We start from the raw sequence: 21,263 nt of genomic DNA on the forward strand, positions 1-21,263 counted from the left end.
CCCGCGGGCGGCCCGGGTCACGCGTCCTGGGCGGTCACCGTCACGCGGTCGTCGGAGAAGCGGATCGTGAGCTCGTCTCCCGGCTTGACGTCCCCGGCGAGGCGGACGACCTCTCCGGAAGGACGCTGCGCGATGGCGTAACCCCGCTCCAGTGTGGCGGCGGGGGACAGGGCCACGAGCCGGGCCCTGAGATGTTCCAGCGAGTCGGCCGAGCGGTCCAGGGACGCCGAAAGGCAGCGCCTGGACCGCTCGCGCAGCGCGTCGACCTGCTCGGCCCGACGGTCGAGCTCCCGCACGGGATCGGCGAGCGACGGCCGGGAGCGGACGGATTCCAGCCAGGACATCTCGCGCTCGACCCAGCCGCGCAGCACCCGGCGGCCCCGATCCCGGAGCTGGTGGACGAGGGTGAGCTGCTCGCCCACGTCGGGCACGACCTTCTTGGCCGCGTCCGTCGGCGTCGAGGCGCGCACGTCGGCGACCAGATCGAGCAGCGGACTGTCCTGCTCGTGGCCGATCGCGCTCACCACCGGCGTACGGCAGGCCGCGACGGCCCGCACCAGCGACTCGTCGGAGAACGGCAGCAGGTCCTCGAGGGAGCCGCCGCCCCTGGCGATGATGATCACATCGACCTCGCGGTCGGCGTCGAGCTTGCGCAGCGCCTCGGTCACCTCGCCCACGGCGTACGACCCCTGGACGGCGACCTGCTCCACCTTGAACCGGACGGCGGGCCAGCGGCGGCGGGAGTTCTCCAGCACGTCGCGCTCGGCCGCCGAGTCGCGCCCGCAGATGAGCCCGACGGTGCCCGGCAGGAACGGCAGCCGCCTCTTCCTGTCGACGTTGAACAGGCCCTCGCCCGCCAGCACCTGGCGGAGCCGTTCGAGCCGGGCCAGCAGTTCGCCGATGCCGACCGGGCGGATCTCCAGGGCCGTGAACGCGAACGAGCCCTTGTTGACCCAGAAGTCCGGCTTGACGTGCATCACGACGCGCGCGCCGTCCACCGGGCGGGGCACGCTCGCCTCGTATACGCCCCTGGCGCAGGTGATCCGCGCCGAGACGTTGGCCACGGGATCACGCAGCGTCAGGAAGACGGTGCCGCCCCGGGCCGTCAGCTCGGTGATCTGCCCTTCGACCCAGACGGTGCCCAGCTTGCCGATCCACTGGGCGACCATCTGCAGCACCGACCTGATCGGCAGCGGCGCCTCAGGGGACGTCTTCGCGCTCAAATGCCCTCCTCGCCTGGCCCGGCTCGCATCTGCAGGCTAGCCGCACCTGCCGACAATCCACAGGCGACCAGGCGGAGGACGCCTCACCCGCCCGCCCGGCGTACGGCAGGGCGGGCGCGGCCGGGATCAGGACTCGGACTGGAGCTTCGACAGCCGGTTCTGGAACATCCGGACCACCTCGGGGCGGTTCAGGTGCGCCTGCTCGTAGTCCAGCAGCGCGTGCACCTGCTCGGCCGACTTGCCGCGCATCCGCGCCCGCAGCGACGCCACGGAGAGGTTCGCGTAACCCGGCATCGGCTCCGCCGTCTCGGCGGTCGTCTCCTCCGCGGTCGTCTCCTCGGCCGCCGGCTGCTCCACGGGCTGCTGAGCCGGCTCCGCCGCTGCCGCGGCGGGCTTCCTGCGCGTCCTGGTGGCCTTCGGCGTGGCGGCGGCCGTGCTCTCGGCGCCGCTCTCAGCGGTCTCGACGGTCTCGACGGCCTCGGTCGTGGCCTTCCGGCGCGTGCGCGGCTTCTTGGCCTCGGCGGGCGCGGCCTCCTCCGTGCTCTTGGCGGTCTCGGTCGTCTCGGCGGTCTCGGCGGTCTCGGTGGCGGCCTTGCGGCGGGTGCGCGGCTTCTTGGGCGCGGCCGCCTGGTCCGGGACCTCGGCGACGGCCTGGGGTTCCGCGGCCTCCACAGGCGCGACGGGCTCGGCGGCCTCCACGGCCTCGGCGGCCTCGGCGGCCTGAGGCTCGGCGGGCGCCGTCTCGGCCGGCGCGGTCTCAGCGGTCGGCGTCTCAGCGGCCGGCGTCTCAGCGGCCGGAGCCTCGGTCGTCACGGCATCGGCCTTCTCGGCCTTGCTCGGGCGGGGAGCGAAGATGACGGGCTCCCGGCGCGCGGGCGGCTCCCCGGCTGCCTGCTTGGCGCCCTCCTCGGTCCGCGGCGTCTCGGCGGTCTCGGGGCGTTCGCCGTCCTGCGCCTCGCCACCGGCGAAGCGCTCCTTGATGGTGGTCTTGATCTTGTCGCCGACCAGCAGCGCCTGTCCGACCCCGTTCAGAGCGGTCTGAAGGACTGTCGTTATTGCTCTAAGGACGGACATTTCGGCTCCCGGGGAGATGTGTATCTGGTACACCCAGTCTTGCAAGACCAGGGTCAAGAGGTGGCTCGCGTTCCACATAGCATAGGAACATGGACGTGCAGACCTCAGCGACCCGCCGTGTCCTGGTCGCCAAGCCCCGCGGCTACTGCGCGGGCGTCGACCGTGCGGTGCAGGCGGTCGAGCGGGCGCTGGAGCAATACGGCGCGCCCATCTACGTACGCAAGCAGATCGTGCACAACACCCACGTCGTGAAGACGCTGGAGGAGCGCGGCGCCGTCTTCGTGGAGGAGACCGAGGAGGTCCCCGAGGGCGCCATCGTCGTGTTCTCCGCTCACGGTGTCGCGCCCGCCGTGCACGAGGAGGCCGCGAGCCGCCGGCTCCGGACCATCGACGCGACGTGCCCGCTGGTGACCAAGGTGCACAACGAGGCCAAGAGGTTCGCGGCCAAGGACTACGACATCCTGCTCATCGGGCACGAGGGGCACGAGGAGGTCGAGGGCACCGCCGGCGAGGCGCCCGAGCACATCCAGCTCGTGGACGGGCTCGACGGCGTCGAGGGCGTGTCCGTACGGGACCCGGAGAAGGTGGTCTGGCTCTCCCAGACGACCCTGTCGGTGGACGAGACCACCGAGACGGTCGCGCGGCTGCGGACGCGGTTCCCCAACCTCATCGACCCGCCGAGCGACGACATCTGCTACGCCACCTCCAACAGGCAGACCGCCGTCAAGCGGATCGCCGCCGAGTCGGACCTGGTCATCGTCGTCGGCTCGGCCAACTCCTCCAACTCCAAGCGGCTGGTCGAGGTCGCCAAGGACTACGGCGCCGCCGCGTCCTACCTCGTCGACGACGCCTCGTTCGTGCGCGACGAGTGGCTGGAGGGTGTGCGCACGGTCGGCCTGACCAGTGGCGCCTCCGTCCCGGACGAACTCGTGCAGGGAGTGCTCGCCAAGCTGGCCGGCCACGGCTTCACCGAGGTCGAGGAGGTCGAGTCGGTGCAGGAGAGCATGCGGTTCGCCCTGCCCCACGAGCTCCGCAAGGACCTCCGGGCGGTCTAGCCGGGATCCGCGTTCACTCGTCGGCGGCCCTGCCGTACACGCGGGGCTCGAAGTACCCCTCCGGCTCCGGGTCGAACGTGCGGACGCGGCCACGGCGCGATCGGGCGCGGGAGGCCGGCGCCGGTGCGGGCTCGGGCGCGCCGCGCAACTCCCTCAGGTTGGCGGGCAGGCCGCGCACCCACGCGATGCCCAGCGCCAGCGCGGAGCCGAGGAACAGCCACGGCGCGCCGGACGACAGCGCCGTGAACATCCCGAGCCCGAACGTCTGCAGCATCGAACCCGAACTGAGCGCCCGTACGAGCTCCACCAGCAGCGCCGCGACGAAGAAGACCAGCGGAGGCGTCACCACCAGCGGCAGCAGGTCCCGGGGACGCACCAGCAGGGCCGCCGCGAGGCAACCGGCCACGAACGCGGGCCCGGGCAGGAACGGCATGCCCACCAGAGTGATCACGAAGAGCATGACGATCGCCCCCCGAGCGGTCAGCCGCAGCCCCGCTCGACCGGTGCCTGTCATCGGGCCCCCCTTACGACAAGTCTCGCGTCAATTTACCGTTCTGACGATGCGGGGGAGGGGGGCTTACCCGCTCTTCACCTTCGAGTTCGGGGATGGCGACCGGCCGGGGGACCTCCTCGACCGTCGACGGGGCGTCGAGCGAGTAGTCCACCAGACCGAGGTCGTTCATCCTCCGCGCGCTGACCAGGACCCTGCTCTCCAGCGAGCCGACCGTCTGGTTATAGGCGGTGACCGCTCTCGTGAGGGCCTTGCCCAGGCCGTCCACGTGCCGTCCGAGGCCGCCGAGCCGCTCGTACAGTTCCTTGCCCAGATCGAAGACGGCCTTGGCGTTCTCGCTGACCGCGGTCTGCTGCCAGGCGTACTGCGCGGTGCGGAGCATCGTGACGAGCGTCGTGGGAGTGGCGATGTGCACGCGCCTGCGCATCGCGTACTCCAGCAGCCCGGGGTCGCGCTCCAGCGCGGGCGCGAGGAACGCCTCGCCGGGGATGAACAGGACGACGAACTCGGGCGACGGATTGAACGCCTGCCAGTAGGACTTGGCCGCTAACCGGTCCACGTGCTCGCGCACGTGCCGCGCGTGGGCGTCCAGCCGGGCCGAGGCGAACTCGGGATCGGCCGTCTCGGCCGCCTCCAGGTAGGCCGCCAGCGAGACCTTCGCGTCCACGATGACGTTCTTGCCGCCGCTGAGCCGCACGACCATGTCGGGCCGGACCACGCCGTCGCGGGTGACGGCGCTCACCTGCTCGTCGAAGTCGCAGAAGCGGGCCATCCCGGCGATCTCCGCCACCCGCCGCAGTTGCAGCTCTCCCCAGCGTCCCCGGGCCTCCGGCCGCTGGAGCGCCCGCACCAGCGCGTCCGTCTGGGCCTTGAGCCGGTCGGAGCTCTCCCGTACGAACTCCATCTGCTTGCTCAGCTCGGCGCGGGCGGCGCGGGCGCCCGACTCGCTCTCCCTGAGCTGACTCTCCACCTTGGCGAGGGTCTCCCGCAGCGGCGCGACCAGGTTCTCGACCGCCTGCCTGCGCTGGTCGAGGTCCCCGGCCGCCTCGGCCCTGGTGGTGTTCAGCCGGTTCTCGGCGAGTTCGAGGAAACGCAGGTTGGCCACGTCGAGAGCGTGCGCGGAGATGGCCTGGAACCGCTCGGTGAGCTGGTTCTCCATGTAGGCCACCTTGTCCTCGGCCGCCCGCGTCCTCGCCTCGGCCTCGGCCACCCTGGCGGCCGCCTGGGCGGTACGGCCCGCGGTCCGCATCCCGGCCAGCGCGAGGCCGATCACCAGTCCCACGGCCAGTCCCAGTACGAGAGCCACGACATCCACGGTCTGGATGATTTCAGGCATTGGCGTGCCAAACAGGGAGGCGCGCCTGGGAGTGGGCCGAGCCCGTCGATGTCCGGCGCACCCTCCGAGGCCCCTAAACTCGTGGTACGTGAGCCTGAGCATCGGCATCGTCGGCCTGCCCAACGTCGGCAAGTCCACGCTTTTCAACGCCCTGACCAAGAGCGGGAACGCCCTCGCGGCCAACTACCCGTTCGCCACGATCGAGCCGAACGTGGGCATCGTCGGCGTGCCGGACTCCCGTCTGGACAAGCTGGCGGAGATCTTCGGCTCCGCGCGCATCCTCCCGGCCAAGGTCGAGTTCGTCGACATCGCGGGCCTGGTGAAGGGCGCGTCGGAGGGCCAGGGCAGGGGCAACCAGTTCCTCGCCAACATCCGCGAGACCGACGCGATCTGCCAGGTCATCCGGGTCTTCTCCGACCCCGACGTCACCCACGTGGACGGCGAGGTGGCACCGGAGCGCGACATCGAGACGATCAACACCGAGCTGATCCTCGCCGACCTGCAGACGATCGAGAAGGCGCTGCCCCGCCTGCAGAAGGAGGCGCGCAACAACAAGGACCGCAAGGTCCTCATGGAGGCCGCCGAAGCCGCGGCGAAGCTGCTCGACACCGGCACCACCCTGTACGCCGGGGGCAAGGCGGCCGGGATCGACCTCGCCGACCTGCGTGAGCTCCACCTCCTCACGGCCAAGCCGTTCCTGTACGTGTTCAATCTCGACGCCGACGAGCTGACCGACGCCGACCTGCGGGCCAAGCTCTCGGAGCTCGTGGCACCCGCGGAGGCCGTGTTCCTCGACGCCAAGATCGAGTCCGAGCTGGTGGAGCTCCCCGACGACGAGGCGCTGGAGCTGCTGCAGTCCGTCGGCCAGGAGGAATCGGGCCTCGCCCAGCTCGCCCGGGTCGGCTTCGAGACGCTTGGCCTGCAGACCTACCTGACGGCCGGGCCCAAGGAGGCCAGGGCCTGGACGATCCGCAAGGGCGCGACCGCTCCCGAGGCCGCCGGGGTCATCCACACCGACTTCCAGCGCGGTTTCATCAAGGCCGAGGTCATCTCGTTCGACGATCTGGTGGAGGCGGGTTCGATGACCGCCGCCAGGGCGGCGGGCAAGGCCCGCATCGAGGGCAAGGACTACGTGATGCGCGACGGCGACGTCGTGGAGTTCCGCTTCAACGTCTGAACCGGCGGTCCATGGAGACCGTCTGCGGCCCGGCCGACGCCGAGGCCGCCTACCTGGGCCGCCCGGCGAAGCCGGCCATGGCGGTGGGCCGGCCGGGTCCGCGCCGCGGGCTGCGGCGCGGACGCGGCCAACCGGTGTCACCGCCGGCTCAGCTGCGCGACCACTTCTGGTTCGCGCCGCCGTTGCACGTCCAGATCACCAGCTGCGTGCCGTTGGCGGTGCCGCCGCCGTAGGCGTCCAGGCACTTGTTCGAGCCGACTCCGACGATCGTGCCGTCGGAGTTGACCGTCCACTGCTGGTTGGCGCCGCCGTTGCAGTCGTAGATGTCGACCCGGGTCCCGTCTGCTGTGCCCTGTCCGTAGGCGTCCAGGCACTTGGTGCCGTAGACCGTCAGCTGCTTGGACGACGTGAGGGTCCAGGTCTGGTTGGCGCCGCTGTTGCAGTCCCAGAGCGCCACCTGGGTGCCGTTGGTCTGGGACGAGTTGGGGACGTCGACGCAGCGGCCGGAGGCCTGGCCCCTGATGGGGCCGACGCTGGTGCTGCCGTTTCCGCCGCTGGTCGCGGTGACGGAGAGGTTGTCGAACATGTCGGTCTGGTAGCCGACCACTCCGAGCCCGACCTGTCCGGAGTAGTAGGAGTTGTCCGTCACCGAGCCGAGCGCGGTGTCGTCGAGGGTCGCGCTGATCTGGTTGCCCGTGAAGCTGAGCGAGACCGTGTGCCAGCTGTTGGTCCCGAGCGAGCCCCGGGAGCCCGAGGTGAGGGTGCTCACCGTGCCGGACGTGGTGCTCTTGGCGATGGACCAGGCTCCGGAGCTGTTCAGCCGCAACTGGTAGGCCGCCTGGTGGCTCTGCGGGCGCTGCTGCGTGTTCGCCCGCCCGAGCAGCGTGATCGTGCCGGCCTGCTGGAAGTCGACGTCCACGCTGACCTTGTAGTTGCTCCAGGACGGGTCGCCGACCAGGCCGAAGGCGTCGCTGTCGTCCTGCCATTCGATCGGACGCTGGGGGGTCACCTGCTGCAGGCACTGACCGGACCGGCCGGCGGCGCAGGGCCGGACCTCGAAGGAGCCCTGCATGTCGGAGAAGTACTTGGCCTCGGTGCGGGAGGCGTAGGACTCGAAGTCGTCGGAGTACGGCAGAGCCAGCGGCGCGCTCGCCGGGCCGGCCGCTGTGCCCTTGCCCTGGCCGGTGGTCGTGGTCACCGAGTAGATCCGGTTCGGCTGCATGGTGAGCGAGTAGGAGCCGTTGCTGGGGGTGATGTCCGGCTGCCTGACGAACCAGTCGGCGGGGTTGTTCGAGCCGAGGTCGGTGGACCACACGTGCACGGTCCCGGTGTTCAGCCCGCCCGTCACGCTGACGTTCACGGTCTGCGTGCTCGACGACGTGGTGGTCTCGTAGATGGTCGAGTAGTCGGTGTTGTTCGTGGACTTCAGGGAGATATAGCTGCCGTTGCTCCGGTTCCCGCCGAGGTACCCGCTCGCGGAGCCGGTGAGGAAGCGCCAGCCCGGCTGGGTGAACTGGGCGACCTGGGCGTTCGCCCACAGGCTGCGGCCCAGCTGGTAGGCGCCCGACCACGGGGAGTTGGCGACCGCCAGGGCGGTGGTGTTGAAGGGCAGGTTCGGGTAGAGCGCGGCCACCAGCGGCCAGTTGACGAAGCCCGTCATCTGGCCGTCGAGGTATCCGCGGGTGATGCTGCGGATGTAGGGGGCCGAGCCGCTGATGTAGTCCTGCGATCCGAACTCGCTGTTCCAGATCGGCTTGCCGGTGGCCACGGCGTTCGCGCTGGACGGACAGGAGGTGGCGTCGCCCAGGTAGCCGCACAGGTAGTGCGACCCGACCACGCCGACCGCGGCCTTGAACGCGGGGTCGCTCTGCATGTCGTCCGCGGTGGACAGGCCGAAGCTGTCGTCACTGACGATCTGCACGTTGCCGTAGCCGTTGGAGTTGAGGGCCGACCGGAGGTTCTCGTACCAGGTCTTGTTGTGCCCGCGCTCGTTCCAGCCGCCGATGTAGCTGATCGTCAGGCCGTGCTGCTTGGCGCAGTTGAGCCAGGAGATGTCATAGTTGATCATGTCCTGCGACCAGAAATTCCCGCCGCCGATCCAGCCCGGCGCGGTCCAGGGCAGCGCGATCAGCTTGATGTTCGGGTTGCGCGCCACCGCCTGCTCGCCCAGCCAGAACTCGTAGCCGACGTTGCAGTTGATGTCACCGCGGGCGTGCTCGATGCTGGGCTCGGAGCCGTCGGTGGAGTTGGCGTCACCGCCGATCTCCAGCTTCAGCAACTGCACCGCCGCGCCGTACCCGGGCTTGAACAGGTAGTCCAGGATCTGGGAGCGCTGCGTCTCCGGGTAGTCGATGAGCAGCCGGGAGTTGCCGCCGCCGCCGCTGATCGCCCCCACCCCGTCGAACGTGCGTCCCGTCGAGCCGCCGTTCACCGTGATGGTCGTCGTGGCCGCCTGGGCCGCCGGCGCGGTCATCACCACGGCGCCGGCGCCGGTCACGGCCGCTGCGACCGTCGCCATTATGATGCGGACCCATTTCCTGTCGCCGACTGGTCGACGTTTGCGCATGCCGGACCTCCGGGGGTGTCCGTGTGGGGGATGAGTGACGGGCGGTTCCTGGGCCCTGCTGGGTTCAGAGCGGTTGACCCCAGCACGCTCGGCTCGATACCTCCCGTCACGCTTTCTGTTGGAAGCCGGTTGAAAATGTCAGAGCCCCTGGGACATGTCAAGACGTGGTCAGGTTGGAAAGATGGCGAGTCAACGTGGCTGAACTGGAGTGCAGCAGAAACGTGCGTGTCAGCCGTCGCCTGCTATGAATGTTTCAGCGTGCGGGTACGTTCGGTTGCGCTTGGTTATGGCAGAGATTGTTGGAACACGAGCCAGTGAGGTTTCCGCTTATGACCGGCGGAGGGCTTCGAGGGCGCCCAGGACCTCCCGTTCCACCGCATGATCGCGGGCTGGTCGTCTCCATCGCCGTCGTGGCGGCGCGGGGTCACCTGGCCGAGCGCCGGCAGGCGTCCCGCTCGGCGGTGATCACGCCGTAGCTTGCAGATCACCGCCTCCGAAGAAGCGGTGTGACCATTCCTGACCCGATCGCGTCTGGTCTGTTGTGACGGAGACGAAGACGCGGGGGGCATCATCATCGAGGAGCTGTACCGCGAGCACTGGGCGCTCGTGTGCGGGTTCCTGTTACGCCGCACCCGCGATCCCCACCTCGCCGAGGACCTGGCCCAGGAGACGTTCGTCAAGGCGACCAGGGCGCTGCTCGGCTGGCGGGGCGGGAACCCGGCCGCGTGGCTGCTCGTCATCGCCCGCAACGTTCTGGTCGACCACGTCCGGCGCCACCACAGAGAGCTGGACCTGCCCCATCCCGACGAGCTCGGCGTGCCCCCGCTGCACGTCGAGTCGCTGGCCGTGCGCGACGTCCTGGACCGGCTGCCCGAGGAGCACCGCAGGCTGCTCACCTTGGTCTACTTCGAGGGCTTCTCACTGGTCGAGGTGGCCGCGATGACCGGCAAGAAGCACACCACTGTCAAGACGGCCGTGTGGCGGGCCAGAGCGGCCTTCGCCGATCTCTACGGAGGTCCTCATGACTGACGACGATCTGCTGCTGCCCATGCCCGACTTCGATCCCAGGGCGACCCGCCGGGCCGTCCGGCGGGGGGTCGCCCGCACCGCGATCACGGTGCTGGCGGCACTGCTCGTCCTCGTCCTGGCGGCGACGGTGGGCTCCGGCCTGATCCAGCGGCGCGGCGATCGGGAACAGCGAATGACCGACGTGCTGGGCACCGCCTTCAAGATCTACAACCCCGCCTACGACATCGAAGTCCGAAACCGGGGTGCCACCACACCGCTCTCGATGTCGTTCACCGTGGCCGCCAGGCCCATGCGCGCCATCGGGGGTTTCGTCGAGGGGTACGGCGGTGTCGAGCATGTCGTCACGCAGGACTTCTTCGGGCACGTGGGCAGGCTGCCGCTCGGCGTCGGCGCCGGCACCACGCTGAGCAGGGCGTTGATGAACGTGGGAACGACCCTCCAGCGCAAAGAGGACAGCCGCAAGGTGCTGGCCAGGATCCCGGAGGGGCTCAGCGCGCTGGCGGTGGTCGAGTTCGCCAGGCCGCTCACCACCGATGAGCTGGTCGCCTTCACCGCCGAATACAAGTCGTATGCCGAGAAGGTGGTTCTCGAGCGGCGTCCCGGATCGGTGCCCATCACCTGGGGAGGAGCGACGACGTGGGACAGGGCGCCGATGCCGGGAGAGCCCGGACAGGAGCATGCGATCGAGCCCGTTGACGCGAACAAGCTGGACCTCAGGAACTTCCGCCGCTGGGTCGGCATCCTCAAGGACTACGACGACGACAACCTGCACGACTTCGATCTGAGCCTGGCCCGGCTGCGCAAGGCCGCGAACGACGGCCTGGCCTACGCCTACGTCGACCCGTTGGCGACGATCGGGGAGCTGCGGAGGATCATCGAGGATCCGCTGGTCCGGACGGTCCGCCTGGCGGACGTCACCTACGATCTCGAACGGCCCTGAGACGGCCGGATCGCGCAAAGCGGCGGTCAGGTGGTGAGCGGCATCACCCGCCACACCCCTCACTCCGGTCAGATCCTCCATGGCCAGCGGAAACGCTTGAGCCAACTGCCCTAGACGCATTCGTGAGGCTCGTTGAAGCATCGAGATGAGGCCGTTTGGCGCGTAGTCGCCGTTTGCATCCCTTTTCGCGACAAATCTCTTCGCCGCCGTAATCCGGCATGGCGGAAGGGGAGGGCGGCCGAATTCGGGCACCGGGAAAAGCCCAGGTGGCCTGACCTGGCGAGGCCCGATCGGGCCCAAGGAGGGGACCATGCATCGGAAATCCAGACAGCTGGCTCTCGCGGCGATTTTCGCCTCGACGCTCACGACCGGCGGAGTCGCGCTGCTCGGCGGCACCGCCTCCGCGGCCACCGGCGCCCCGGGATCGGCATGGGCGCCGCAGGCGAGCGAGCCCGGCGGCTCGGTGCGGGCGACGTCGTACACCACCATCAGCGAGCCGCTGCTGGCGACCGAGGCCGTACCCGTGGCCGGGACGGTGCCGATAGGCATGCCGATGATCACGGTCGCGGAGTTCCCGGCGCAGTGGTCCGCCGGCCGGTACAGCGGTTCCAGCCTGCCCAGTGGATCGCTGCGGAGCGAGGCGTTCTCGGCCAGGGGCATGTCGATGGAGCAGATGGCGGAGGAGGCCCGCCAGAGCATCAGGGACGAGGCGAGCGGCGCCAGACAGCAGATCATGCAGGAGGCGGTGAGCGCGCAGCAGCGCATCGAGCAGATGTCCCAGCGCGCGCAGCAGCGGTTGTCGGAGCAGGCGCAGTCGCAGTCGTCGGCGAGTCAGTCGCAGACCTCCTCGCTGCCGGAGAGCGTGCCTGAGAGCGCGCCGGGCAGCGCTCTGGGCAGTGCTCCGGAGAACCTCCCGCCCGCGATCTCGAATCCGGAGAGCGTCCCGCCGGCGGCCATCCCGCCGACGTCGAGCGAGTCGTCCTCCTCGTCCTCCTCGGAGTCGTCCTCCTCGGAGGCGTGCCAGTGAGGGCGCAGGCGTAGTTCGCGACACGACGGCCCCGCTCCGCGCGGGGCCGTCCCCTGTCCGGGGGCGGGGACGGGGAACCGGGTGGGGCGTTCGGTCGGTTTCGATATGCCTGCGAGCTGCGAAGACAGCAATAGGTGGCGGTTAGGTAATCGATGCCCCCGCTGGCCAGGCGTAACGTGCTTTTCCGCGAAGTGGATAGGTGTGGGGCGTCTCTACGGGATGTAGACCTGGTTTGCTCGGTCGCGGCGATGCTTGCACCATGGGCGTGGCTTACCTGGAAGAATTGGCGAGACCGCTAGGGTGAATACTTCAATGCGGTTAACCGGGTCGAGAGCAAGAGGAAACCGCGCCAGCCGGAGGGATCGGCGCGAGCGGAGGCGTGATGGCTCGCAGGTCAGACGTCCAGCAGGATCCGCGGATCGCTGGCGACCCTGACCCGTACCCTCTGGAGGGCTTCGAGGCGGCGGGCGCCGCGCACGGCACCGCCCCCCGCCGCAGAGGCTGGAGCGGCGGTGGAGGCCGCTGGCTCGTCTGGACCGGGCGGCTCATCCTCTGGGCGCTGATCGTCGTCATCCTCGTCAACGGCATACGCGCCCCCTTGGAACGGCTGGCGGGGGACGATCAGCCCGCCACGACGCCGACCGGCACGGTCACGTCCGGGTTCCCCGCGACGCAGGCGGCGGCCTTCGCCAACCAGTTCGCGGCGGTCTACCTCAACTACGACGCGGCCAACCCCCAGCAGCGCGCGGAACGGCTGAAGTCGTTCCTGCCGGAAGGCGCCGACGAGCAGTTCGGCTGGAACGGCTACGGACGCATGTCGGCGGGAGCCTTCCAGTTCGCCGGGATCGACGTGATCGACGACCACAACGCCCGGGTGACCGTGACGTACCAGTCGGGGGGCAGCCGTGGTCTGCTGTCCGTGCCGGTCTACTACGACAACGGCAGGTTCGTGGTCTCGGCTCAGCCGGCTCTGCTGCCCGCGCCGGGGCCGGCGGGCCTGCCGCAGCTCCCGGACCCCGACCGCGACTCCGCCACCGAGGCCGAACTGCGTCCCCAGCTCGAGGGCTTCTTCAAGGCGTACGCCGCGGGCAACCAGGTCGACCTCCAGCGCTACGTCGCGAGCGGGGTGACCGTCGACGGGTTCAACGGCGAGTTCACCCTCGCCGAGTTGAAGGACGTGCTGGTTCCGCCGGGCGGCGCCGACAGCAGGAAGGTCACGGCCGTGGTCGTGTGGGCGGTGGCGTCCGGGCAGTCGACGGCGGTGGCGAGCCCGTCGCAGGATCCGGCGGCGCAGCCGGCCGGTCTCGAGCAGGCCTATCAGTTGACGATCGAGAAGCAGGGCGGCAAGTGGTTCGTCAGGGACATCCAGGGTGCGAACCGGTCCGTGGGGTAGCGCATGCCCGGCAAAGACATCGCTGATCCATACCCCCGGGAGGGCGAGAGTTGATACTGAAGACCATCGCGGACCACGTCTTTGATCTTGCCGCGCCGTCGCCGGCGCCGACAACGGGCATCAACACCGAAGGTCTCGCCGACTTCCTCCGGAAGTTCTTCGCTCCGCTCTTCCTCGCGGTCGTCTCCGTCGTGGCGATCTTCTTTCTCTTCACCCGCGAGATCACCAGGTTTGTCCAGTTCATCATCCTGGCGATCGCGATCGGTGTGATCTTCTACGTTCCCAACATCATCGAGGTGACGGCGAAGGCGATCGCGGGCGCACTTGGCATCAAGTGATCGGGCGGAGAGGAGGTTCGGGGTGGATCTGCCCACATATACCAATATCTGGCGTATTGAGAAGCGGCTGTACAAGCTGTACGACCTACGGCTGCCGATGCCGCTTCCGGTCGTCTGGATCGGTGTGTTCGTGGGTGTCTCCGTGCCGTGGTGGGTCTTCCTCTACCTGATCGGACTGCCGTTCGCGGCCCCCTGGCACGTCATCTACCTCGTTCCTCCGGGCGTGCTCACCTGGCTGTCCACCCGTCCGGTCATCGAGAACAAGCGCCTCACCGAGCTGCTCCAGTCGCAGCTCCGCTACATGAGCGAGCCCCGGACCTGGTGCCGCATGGCCCCGTTCGACGAGCCGGACGAGATCGCCTTGACGGCGCGTGTCTGGCGGACCACGCCGCCGGCCGCGACGGCGCACGCCAGGGCGGCCCGCAAGGCGCGCCGCGCGGTCTCGGTCAAGGTGCCCGTCCCGAAGGTCCCCGGGACCGGCGCACGGGCGGCCTCGAACGCCGCCGCGCGCGTGGGCGCGCACCAGGTGGACCCCTCGCGTGTCGTGCGCCCGGCCGTGGCGGCCGCGGCCGCCGCCGCCGCGCCGGTCACCGACACACCCCCCACCACCCTGTCCCGGAGCGGTGCCGCCGCCCGGGCCGGCGCCACCGGTGAGCGCGTCTTCTATCTCACGGAGCCGCCGACGCCGCCCGTGTCGCCCGTGTCGCCCGCGCCGCCCGCGCGCCCGGCGGAGCCGCAGACCGGCCACGTCGACGGCCCGGATCGCGAACGCGACCCGCAGCACGAGGGACACGACGCCCACGAGAAGCATGAGAGCCACGACACCCACGAGAGCCGTGAGCAGGGCGCTGTGCGGCAGACGCCCCCTGCCGCTCCCGCCGGGGCATCGGAGGCGCCCGCCGTCCCGCCCATAGGCACCGAGACGCTGCGCCGCCTGCGCAGGCTCGCCGCTTCGGCCGAGCCCCACGCCGTACGGCCGTCCGGTGTGGCCTCATTCGCCGAGCCGACCGCGGTGGAGTCCGCGCACGAGGAGCGTCCTCGCGACGAGCGTGCACAGGACGCCGACGCCCCAGGCACGGCAGACATCCCAGCCGCGCCGCAGGAGCCCGAGGCGGAGCCCGCACCCCAGGAGCCCGCCGGCGACGCGGGCCGGGAAGACACGGCACAGCGGGACGCCGAGGTCCTCGAGCAGCATCGCAAGGGCCGTCCGCCGCGGCTCGTGCGTCCCCGCGTGCCGGAGGACACCGCGACGGACGAGGGCGTGCCGGCCGAGCGGGCGGCGACGAAGGAGGCGGCGTCCGCGGCGGCTCCTCCGATGGAGGCCACGACCGGGCACGGACCGGCGGCCGAGGCCTCCGAGGCCTCCGACGCCTCCGCGGAGGACACGCCCAGCTGGATCAGGCCGCCCCACGCGCCGGGGTCCAGGCCGTACGAGAGCGCCCTGGGCAGCACCACGGGCAGCGCCTCTGACAAGGGAAACGTGACGCCGCCTCCGGCGGGTCCGGCGGCGGTGTCGATCCGGGCCGTGCCCGCGGGGCCTCGCGCGGCGGGCCCTGCCGGTCCCGCCCGGCCGTCGCTGCCCACCCCGGGCACGTCCTCCCCCGGCAGGCCGGCGCACGAGGAGCCGCCGCGGCTGCGCCGCGTCGAGGCCGTCGTCGGGCGTGACACCTCGGGCGGCTGGCGGCGGCTGGCGCAGGTCGTCGTGGGCGGCAGCCGTACGGACGGCATGGAGGTCGACGAGGCCCGGACCCGCATCCCGCTCACCACGAGCAGGCGGATCATGGTGCTCGGCTGCACGGGCGGCGCCGGGCAGACGACCACGGCGTTAATGCTGGGCCACACACTGGCCCGTTACCGCGAGGACCGCGTGCTCGCGCTCGACGCGAACACCGGAGAGGACACGCTCACGACGAGGATCGCCGCCGAGTCGCCCGAGACGCTGAGCTCGCTCATCGAGGGCTCGGAAGAGGTGACCGGCTACCTCGGCATGCGGGCGTACACGACGCGCTGCGAATCGGGATTGGAGGTCGTCGGGGCGGACACCGACGACCGGGTGACGCAGCGCCTGGCGGAACGCGCGTTCCTGGCCGACTGGCGCAGGACGCTCGCCGCGCTCGACCGGCACTACCGGCTTACCGTGATCGACCCCGCGGCCGCGCTGGCGGCCCGGCTCCTGCCGTACGCCGACCAGCTCGTGCTGGTCGCCCCCGCGAGCGAGGACGCCTCCGAGGCGGTGGCGATGACCTACGAGTGGCTCGACGGGCACGGCTGCTCCGACCTGCGGCGCCGCGCCGTGATGGTGATCAACGGCGTGAGCCGCCGCAGCCTCCCCGACGTGGAGCAGGCCGAGGCGGTGGCCAGCGGCCGCTGCCGGGCGATCGTCCGGGTGCCCTGGGAGGACGAGCTGGCCCCCGGGCGGCCGGGACCGGTCGACGTCAATCACCTCCGAATGGGCGGCCGCAGGGCGTACGTTGCGCTTGCGGGTGTGATCGTGAGCGGCCTGGCGGCTGTCCAGGCCAAGCAGGAGGTGGCCAGATGAAGGGCGAGCGAGGAAGCTGGTGAGAGGTCGATGAGCAGGGCGCGCAGTCGCCTCGCGGTGCGTTACTTCGACGATCGCGTTCTCCTCACCGACTCGGCGGCCTGGGCCTACTTCCGGCTGCCGACGGTGAGCTACGAGTTCCTCACCCCCGAGGAGCGCGAGGCGCTGGCCACCAACATCACGATCGCGCTGGCCGCGATCAGGATGCCCGACGCCGAGGTGCACCTGCGGATCGCGCACCGGGCCTACCAGGCGGCGGAGTGGGCGATGGCGCTCAACTCGACCTCCGACGAGGGTCCGGGCTGGCGGGAGTACCTGGAGGAGATGTACCGCCACGTCTGGGCCAAGGACTTCTGGAGCAAGGAGGTCTACCTCGGCGTACGGCTCGGGCCGCGCGGCGCGCAGCTCGGCACCGGCGTGCTGGCCCAGCTCTTCGGCTTCTACCAGCGCAGCGAGAAGGCGCTCGGCATCGAGGACGACCACGTGCCGGACAAGGAGATCGCCCGCTGGACCGAGGCCGCCGAGCGGCTCGGCCGGGCCCTGGCCTCCAGCGCGTTGTACGCCCGCCACGCCACCTCCACGGAGATCGCCTGGCTGTTCCAGCACGCGGCGGCGGGCGGTCTCGGCGAGCCGCTGGCCTCGGCCACGCCGCGCCGCAGGTGGGGCAAGGGCGAGATCGAGGCGCTGGTCGAGGGACAGATCCACAACGGCAGGTCGCTGCTGCGGATCGAGCAGCCGGCCGGAGACTCCTACACGGCGCACCTGTCGTTCGCCCGGTTCCCCGACCTCATGCCGTTCCCCGACGGCGAGCCGTGGCTGCACTTCGCCGACCAGCTGCCGTTCCCGGTGGAGGTCTCCAGCCGGATGCGGCTGATCCCCCCGGTCAGGGCGAGCAAGGACGTGGCGCGCAAGCTGGCCCACGCCCGCGACATGGACATCCACATCCGTGAGGCGGGCGCCGAGGCGCCGCTCGCGCTGGCCGAGCAGATCGACGCCGCGCGCATGCTGGAGCACGGCATCACCAAGGAACGGCTGCCGTTCGTGTACGGCTGGCACCGGCTGAGCGTCAGCGCGCCGACCGAGGAGATGTGCGTCCAGCGGGTCGAGGCCGTCGTGGAGCACTACCGCGACCTCGGCATCGACGTCGTCAACTCCACCGGCGACCAGTTCTCGCTGTTCTGCGAGGCTCTTCCCGGCGAGCGGCTGCGGGTCAACGCGTACGCCCAGCGGCAGCCGCTGCGTACGATCGCGGGCGGCATGGCCACCGCGACCGTCGAGCTCGGCGACCGGGTGGACGAGTCGAACGCCGGATGGATCGGGCCGTACGTCGGGGAGACGCTGGGACGGGCGCGCAGCATCGTGCACTTCGACCCGCTCGTCGCGGCGGCGCGCAACCGCCCGACCGCCATCGCGATCACCGGTGAGCCGGGCGGCGGCAAGACCACGCTCGCGCTGCTGCTGATCTACCAGATGGCGCTGCGCGGCGTCACGATCGCGGTCATCGACCCCAAGGGCGACGCCGAGTCGCTCGTACGGCTGCTGCGCAACCGGGGGCGCAAGGCACGGGTCATCCCGCTGGGGTCGGCCGCGCCGGGCCTGCTCGACCCGTTCTCGTTCGGCGACGACATCGCGACGAAGAAGACGATGGCGACCGAGACCCTGCGGCTGCTGCTGCCGAGGATGTCGGAGGAGCGCGAGTCCGCCATGATCCAGGCGGTCGCCGCGGTCTCCAACGAGCCCGACCCCTCACTGGGCAAGGTGGTGGACCATCTGGAGCAGTCCACCGACCCGGCGTCCAAGAACCTCGGCGCCGTGCTGCGGTCGATGTCGGAGATGCACCTGGCCCGGCTGTGCTTCGACGCCTCGGGCGGCGAGCAGATCGACACCGAGGGCTGGACGACCGTGTTCACGCTCGGCGGGCTCACGCTGCCCGACGTGATGACGGTGAGGGACGACTACTCCTACGAGCAGCGGCTGTCGGTCGCGCTGCTCTATCTGGTGTCGCAGTTCGCCCGCCGCCTGATGAACGGGCTCGACCGGCGCACGCCCAAGGCGATCTTCCTCGACGAGGCGTGGGCGATCACGTCCACCCCCGAGGGCGCCAAGCTCGTGCCGGAGGTCTCCCGGATGGGCCGCTCGCGCAACACGGCGCTCGTCCTGGTCTCGCAGAACGCCGGTGACCTGCTCAACGAGCAGGTGACCAACTGTCTGTCGTCGGTCTTCGCGTTCCGTTCGACGGAACGCGTGGAGGTCGAGCACGTGATGGAGCTCCTCGGCGTGGACCCGTCGGAGGAGCACAAGGCGGTGCTGCGCTCCCTGGGCAACGGGGAGTGCGTCTTCCGGGATCTGGACGGCCGGGCCGGCCGTATCGGGGTGGACCTTATCTCGGAGGAACTGCTGCGCTGGCTTGACACCAATCCGACACACGACAAACCCAACGAGAACGTGCATGATCTTCTTGACGGGGGCTCCGGTCGGTCGGGGGTCGCGCAGGAGGTGCGATCGTGAGCGTGCGCAGGAACGGTCCGAAGGGTCGCACCAGACAGGGTGCCGGACGCGGCAGGAGGATCCGCCGGAGTCTGGCGCTGTTGTTCGTCGCGTTCGCGGCGTTCGTGACGCTGCCGCTGGTCTTCCCCACCGGTACGGCGAGCGCGGTCGGGCCCTGTGACCTGTCGCCCAATCTCGCTCCCGAGATCGTGGGCGGCGGCGTCGACGGGCTGGTCCAGCCGCCGGCGACCGACGAGGCGCCGGCCGGGAGCCAGAACACCCCCCAGGCGCCGAAGGATCCGGCGACCAACTACGAGCGGTACGGCATGGCCGGCCAGTTCTGGCACACCTACGACCTCGGATGCTCCGACGTCACGGCCGTGCTCGGCAACGCGTGGGCCAACACGGTCTTCTCCTGGGCAAAGGCCGTCGACCGGCTGACGATCAGCACCTACCAGGCGGCGGCGACCGAGGGCCCGCTGCAGCCCATCAAGGACGTCGCCGACGAGATCGTCACCAACCTCGCCAACGCGATGTACTGGCCCTACCTGCGGCCGATCGTCATCCTCGGCGCGATCTGGCTGGCGTGGTACGGCCTGATCCGCAAGCGCGCGACGACGACCACCGAGGGCGTCATCTGGATGGTCCTCGCGGTCACGGTCGCCATCTGGTTCTTCAGCCGCCCGGGTGACTTCACCAGCCTCGGCAAGACCGTGACCGACAAGACCGGCGAGATCGTGAACTCGGCCTTCTCCGGGCTGCCGGGGGCGGGCGGCGCGTCCTGCCTGTCCATGAAGGAGACCGCGCCCGGCGAGGTGCCGAGCGCGCCCACGGCGGGCGGCTACGGCCACCAGGGCACGCCCGGCGTGGCGCAGAACGCCGACGCGCTGTGGTCGGTCCTGGTCTGCAAGCCGTGGCTGATGGGCGAGTTCGGCACGGCCGACCCCAACTCCGGTCTCGTGAAGGGCCTGGGCGCCAAGCTGCTCAACCTCCAGGCGATCGACGCCGCCGAGCAGGCCGCCGATCAGACCCCGGCCTCCGACTCCCACCAGCAGCGGTTCGAGGAGGAGGTCGCCAAGCCGATGCAGAGCACCCCGGCGTACTTCCTGTTCCAGGGCAAGGACTGGACCAGCCGCCTGGGCATCGCGATCGGCGCGTTCATCGCGGCGATGGTCGCCGGTCTGCTCATCTTCCTCGTCGCAGTGTCGCTGCTCGTCCTGAAGGTCGGCTTCCTGCTGCTGCTGATGCTCGGGCCGATCTTCCTGTTGATCGGCGTGCATCCGGGCTCCGGCCGCATCATCGCCATGCGCTGGGTGGAGATGCTGGTGGGCACCCTGCTGCGCCAGGCGGTGCTGGCCCTGGTGCTCGGCGTCCTCGTGTACGGCTACGCGCTGATCATCTCGACCAGCCTGCCCTGGGGCATGCAGATCCTGTTCATGGCGCTGCTGACGATCGCGGTCTTCTTCTACAGACGGCCGTTCCAGCACCTGTTCGCCTCGATGGACGGGCACACGATCGCCACCCGGATGCTCGGCGAGGCCGCCACCGCGCCGACCCTCTCGCGGGCGGCCAACGTGCTGCCGCCGGTCGCGGCGGCCCGGGCGGGCCGCTGGGGGCTGCGCAAGGCCGAGCCGGTCATCAGCGCGGCTGCGATGGCGACCGGCGCGGGCGCGGCGGCGGCCGCCGCCGCGGGCGTGGCGCAGGGCCGCGTGCGCGGCGAGGAGGGCGCGGGCAACGTCCCCGCCCAGGCCGGAGCGCGTGCGGGGGCGCAACCCGCGCCGCTCGACGCCGACGCGCAGGGGGCCGGCCGCCGCAAGGCCGGGGTCACCGCCTCACGTCCGGGAACGGCCCCGCCGCTCAACCTGTCGGGAGTGCGGCCCGCCGGGGCCGTACGGGCCGGCGCGGGCTCTCCCTCGGCGGCACAGGCCGCCTCCGCCGCGGCGTCGGCGGCGGGAAGCCCGGCGGCCCCGCCGCAGCGGGTCACCGGCGCCACCGCCGGACCCGTGCCGTCTACCGGGCCGTCTACCGGGCCGTCGGCCGCGCAGCCCGCGCCGTCCCGCGGCCGCCCGATCGGCGGCTCCAGCGGTGGTTCCAGTGGTGCGTCGAGTGGCGGTTCCGGCGGCGGCTGGTTCGGCGGCAGGTCCGGTGGCGGCTGGGCCTCCCGGCCGTCGTCCACCCGGGCGTCCGGTGGGAGCTCGGGCGGGTTCTTCGGCGGTTCGCGCGGCTCGTCGGGCGGGTCGAGCAGGTCGGGCGGCTCGGGCGGCTCGGGTGGCCTGTTCGGCGGATCCTCCGGCAGGTCCTCGAACAGGTCGTCCGGTGGTTCGTCCGGCGGCATCTTCGGCGGCTCGTCCCGGCGGGGCGACGGCGGCCGTTCCCGGCCCGCCACGCCACGTGACTCCGGTTCGTCCGGCGGCTCGTCGTCCAGCCGTTCCCGTTCGGCCGAGCCGCCCCCGCTCTGGCTGCCGAGCAGGGGAGAGGGCACGCGCCGCGACGGTGACGCGCCGACCCCGTTCTGGGCCAAGCCCGCCGACCGCGACTCCGGCGACTGACGGGAACCTCCGCGCTGTC

General features: G+C 70.9%; 15 protein-coding genes. 10 read left to right on the forward strand and 5 right to left on the reverse strand.

Annotated elements, in window-relative coordinates; translation table 11 throughout:
• Positions 1-17: 17 nt before the first annotated feature.
• Positions 18-1,223, reverse strand: coding sequence for an exodeoxyribonuclease VII large subunit (xseA, locus tag ABZ860_RS16270; RefSeq protein WP_139577374.1), 1,206 nt, complete (start codon positions 1,221-1,223; stop codon positions 18-20).
• A gap of 126 nt (positions 1,224-1,349) precedes the next feature.
• Complete coding sequence (locus tag ABZ860_RS16275; protein WP_357220538.1) at positions 1,350-2,297, reverse strand: hypothetical protein; 948 nt, start codon at positions 2,295-2,297, stop codon at positions 1,350-1,352.
• A gap of 89 nt (positions 2,298-2,386) precedes the next feature.
• Here ABZ860_RS16275 and ABZ860_RS16280 point away from each other — a divergent pair, with 89 nt between their 5' ends.
• Positions 2,387-3,352, forward strand: coding sequence for a 4-hydroxy-3-methylbut-2-enyl diphosphate reductase (locus ABZ860_RS16280; RefSeq protein WP_357220540.1), 966 nt, complete (start codon positions 2,387-2,389; stop codon positions 3,350-3,352).
• Between the two features lie 13 nt (positions 3,353-3,365).
• On the opposite strand, the gene ABZ860_RS16285 is transcribed toward ABZ860_RS16280, so the two are convergent.
• Together ABZ860_RS16285 and ABZ860_RS16290 are read right to left on the reverse strand one after the other, a co-directional pair.
• On the reverse strand, positions 3,366-3,866 hold the full coding sequence (locus ABZ860_RS16285) for a DUF6542 domain-containing protein (protein WP_357220542.1): 501 nt from the start codon (positions 3,864-3,866) through the stop codon (positions 3,366-3,368).
• 10 nt (positions 3,867-3,876) lie between these two features.
• Entirely contained in the window at positions 3,877-5,178 is a 1,302-nt protein-coding gene (locus ABZ860_RS16290) for a DNA recombination protein RmuC (protein WP_357220544.1), read from the reverse strand.
• Between the two features lie 109 nt (positions 5,179-5,287).
• Here ABZ860_RS16290 and ychF point away from each other — a divergent pair, with 109 nt between their 5' ends.
• Positions 5,288-6,376: a redox-regulated ATPase YchF gene (ychF, locus tag ABZ860_RS16295; RefSeq protein WP_357220546.1), complete on the forward strand. Its 1,089-nt coding sequence runs from the start codon at positions 5,288-5,290 to the stop codon at positions 6,374-6,376.
• 148 nt (positions 6,377-6,524) lie between these two features.
• On the opposite strand, the gene ABZ860_RS16300 is transcribed toward ychF, so the two are convergent.
• Entirely contained in the window at positions 6,525-8,894 is a 2,370-nt protein-coding gene (locus tag ABZ860_RS16300; protein WP_357220548.1) for an RICIN domain-containing protein, read from the reverse strand.
• 630 nt (positions 8,895-9,524) lie between these two features.
• On the opposite strand from ABZ860_RS16300, the gene ABZ860_RS16305 reads away from it, so the two are divergent.
• From ABZ860_RS16305 to ABZ860_RS16340, 8 genes are all read left to right on the forward strand, one after another.
• Entirely contained in the window at positions 9,525-9,971 is a 447-nt protein-coding gene (locus tag ABZ860_RS16305; RefSeq protein ID WP_357220785.1) for an RNA polymerase sigma factor, read from the forward strand.
• Positions 9,964-10,911 (forward strand): hypothetical protein, encoded by a 948-nt coding sequence (locus ABZ860_RS16310; RefSeq protein WP_357220550.1) that lies wholly within the window; start codon positions 9,964-9,966, stop codon positions 10,909-10,911. Before ABZ860_RS16305 ends, ABZ860_RS16310 begins: the two co-directional genes overlap by 8 nt.
• A gap of 310 nt (positions 10,912-11,221) precedes the next feature.
• Positions 11,222-11,938 carry a hypothetical protein gene (locus tag ABZ860_RS16315; protein WP_357220552.1) on the forward strand — a complete coding sequence of 239 codons (717 nt, stop codon included), beginning with the start codon at positions 11,222-11,224 and terminating at the stop codon, positions 11,936-11,938.
• 382 nt (positions 11,939-12,320) lie between these two features.
• The gene (locus ABZ860_RS16320; RefSeq protein WP_357220554.1) at positions 12,321-13,331 is read left to right on the forward strand and encodes a conjugal transfer protein; all 1,011 of its coding nucleotides are present in this window, start codon (positions 12,321-12,323) and stop codon (positions 13,329-13,331) included.
• A 65-nt stretch (positions 13,332-13,396) separates the two neighbouring features.
• Complete coding sequence (locus ABZ860_RS16325) at positions 13,397-13,669, forward strand: hypothetical protein (RefSeq protein ID WP_357220787.1); 273 nt, start codon at positions 13,397-13,399, stop codon at positions 13,667-13,669.
• Positions 13,670-13,691: 22 nt separating this feature from the next.
• Positions 13,692-16,208, forward strand: a complete 2,517-nt coding sequence (locus tag ABZ860_RS16330; protein ID WP_357220556.1) for a TcpE family conjugal transfer membrane protein — start codon at positions 13,692-13,694, stop codon at positions 16,206-16,208.
• 30 nt (positions 16,209-16,238) lie between these two features.
• The gene (locus ABZ860_RS16335; protein WP_357220558.1) at positions 16,239-18,716 is read left to right on the forward strand and encodes an ATP-binding protein; all 2,478 of its coding nucleotides are present in this window, start codon (positions 16,239-16,241) and stop codon (positions 18,714-18,716) included.
• Entirely contained in the window at positions 18,713-21,244 is a 2,532-nt protein-coding gene (locus ABZ860_RS16340; RefSeq protein WP_357220560.1) for a type IV secretion system protein, read from the forward strand. Before ABZ860_RS16335 ends, ABZ860_RS16340 begins: the two co-directional genes overlap by 4 nt.
• Positions 21,245-21,263: the final 19 nt, after the last annotated feature.

The organism is Microbispora sp. NPDC046973 (assembly GCF_040644495.1).
In the GTDB taxonomy this organism is placed as follows: Bacteria; Actinomycetota; Actinomycetes; order Streptosporangiales; family Streptosporangiaceae; genus Microbispora.

What these genes read in the sequence shown, in the direction of transcription:
- ABZ860_RS16275 (WP_357220538.1), bottom strand. Translation starts at nt 2,297, where the DNA reads ATGTCCGTCCTTAGAGCAATAACGACAGTCCTTCAGACCGCTCTGAAC.
- ABZ860_RS16280 (WP_357220540.1), top strand. Translation starts at nt 2,387, where the DNA reads ATGGACGTGCAGACCTCAGCGACCCGCCGTGTCCTGGTCGCCAAGCCC.
- ABZ860_RS16285 (WP_357220542.1), bottom strand. Translation starts at nt 3,866, where the DNA reads ATGACAGGCACCGGTCGAGCGGGGCTGCGGCTGACCGCTCGGGGGGCG.
- ABZ860_RS16300 (WP_357220548.1), bottom strand. Translation starts at nt 8,894, where the DNA reads ATGGCGACGGTCGCAGCGGCCGTGACCGGCGCCGGCGCCGTGGTGATG.
- ABZ860_RS16310 (WP_357220550.1), top strand. Translation starts at nt 9,964, where the DNA reads ATGACTGACGACGATCTGCTGCTGCCCATGCCCGACTTCGATCCCAGG.
- ABZ860_RS16315 (WP_357220552.1), top strand. Translation starts at nt 11,222, where the DNA reads ATGCATCGGAAATCCAGACAGCTGGCTCTCGCGGCGATTTTCGCCTCG.
- ABZ860_RS16320 (WP_357220554.1), top strand. Translation starts at nt 12,321, where the DNA reads ATGGCTCGCAGGTCAGACGTCCAGCAGGATCCGCGGATCGCTGGCGAC.
- ABZ860_RS16335 (WP_357220558.1), top strand. Translation starts at nt 16,239, where the DNA reads ATGAGCAGGGCGCGCAGTCGCCTCGCGGTGCGTTACTTCGACGATCGC.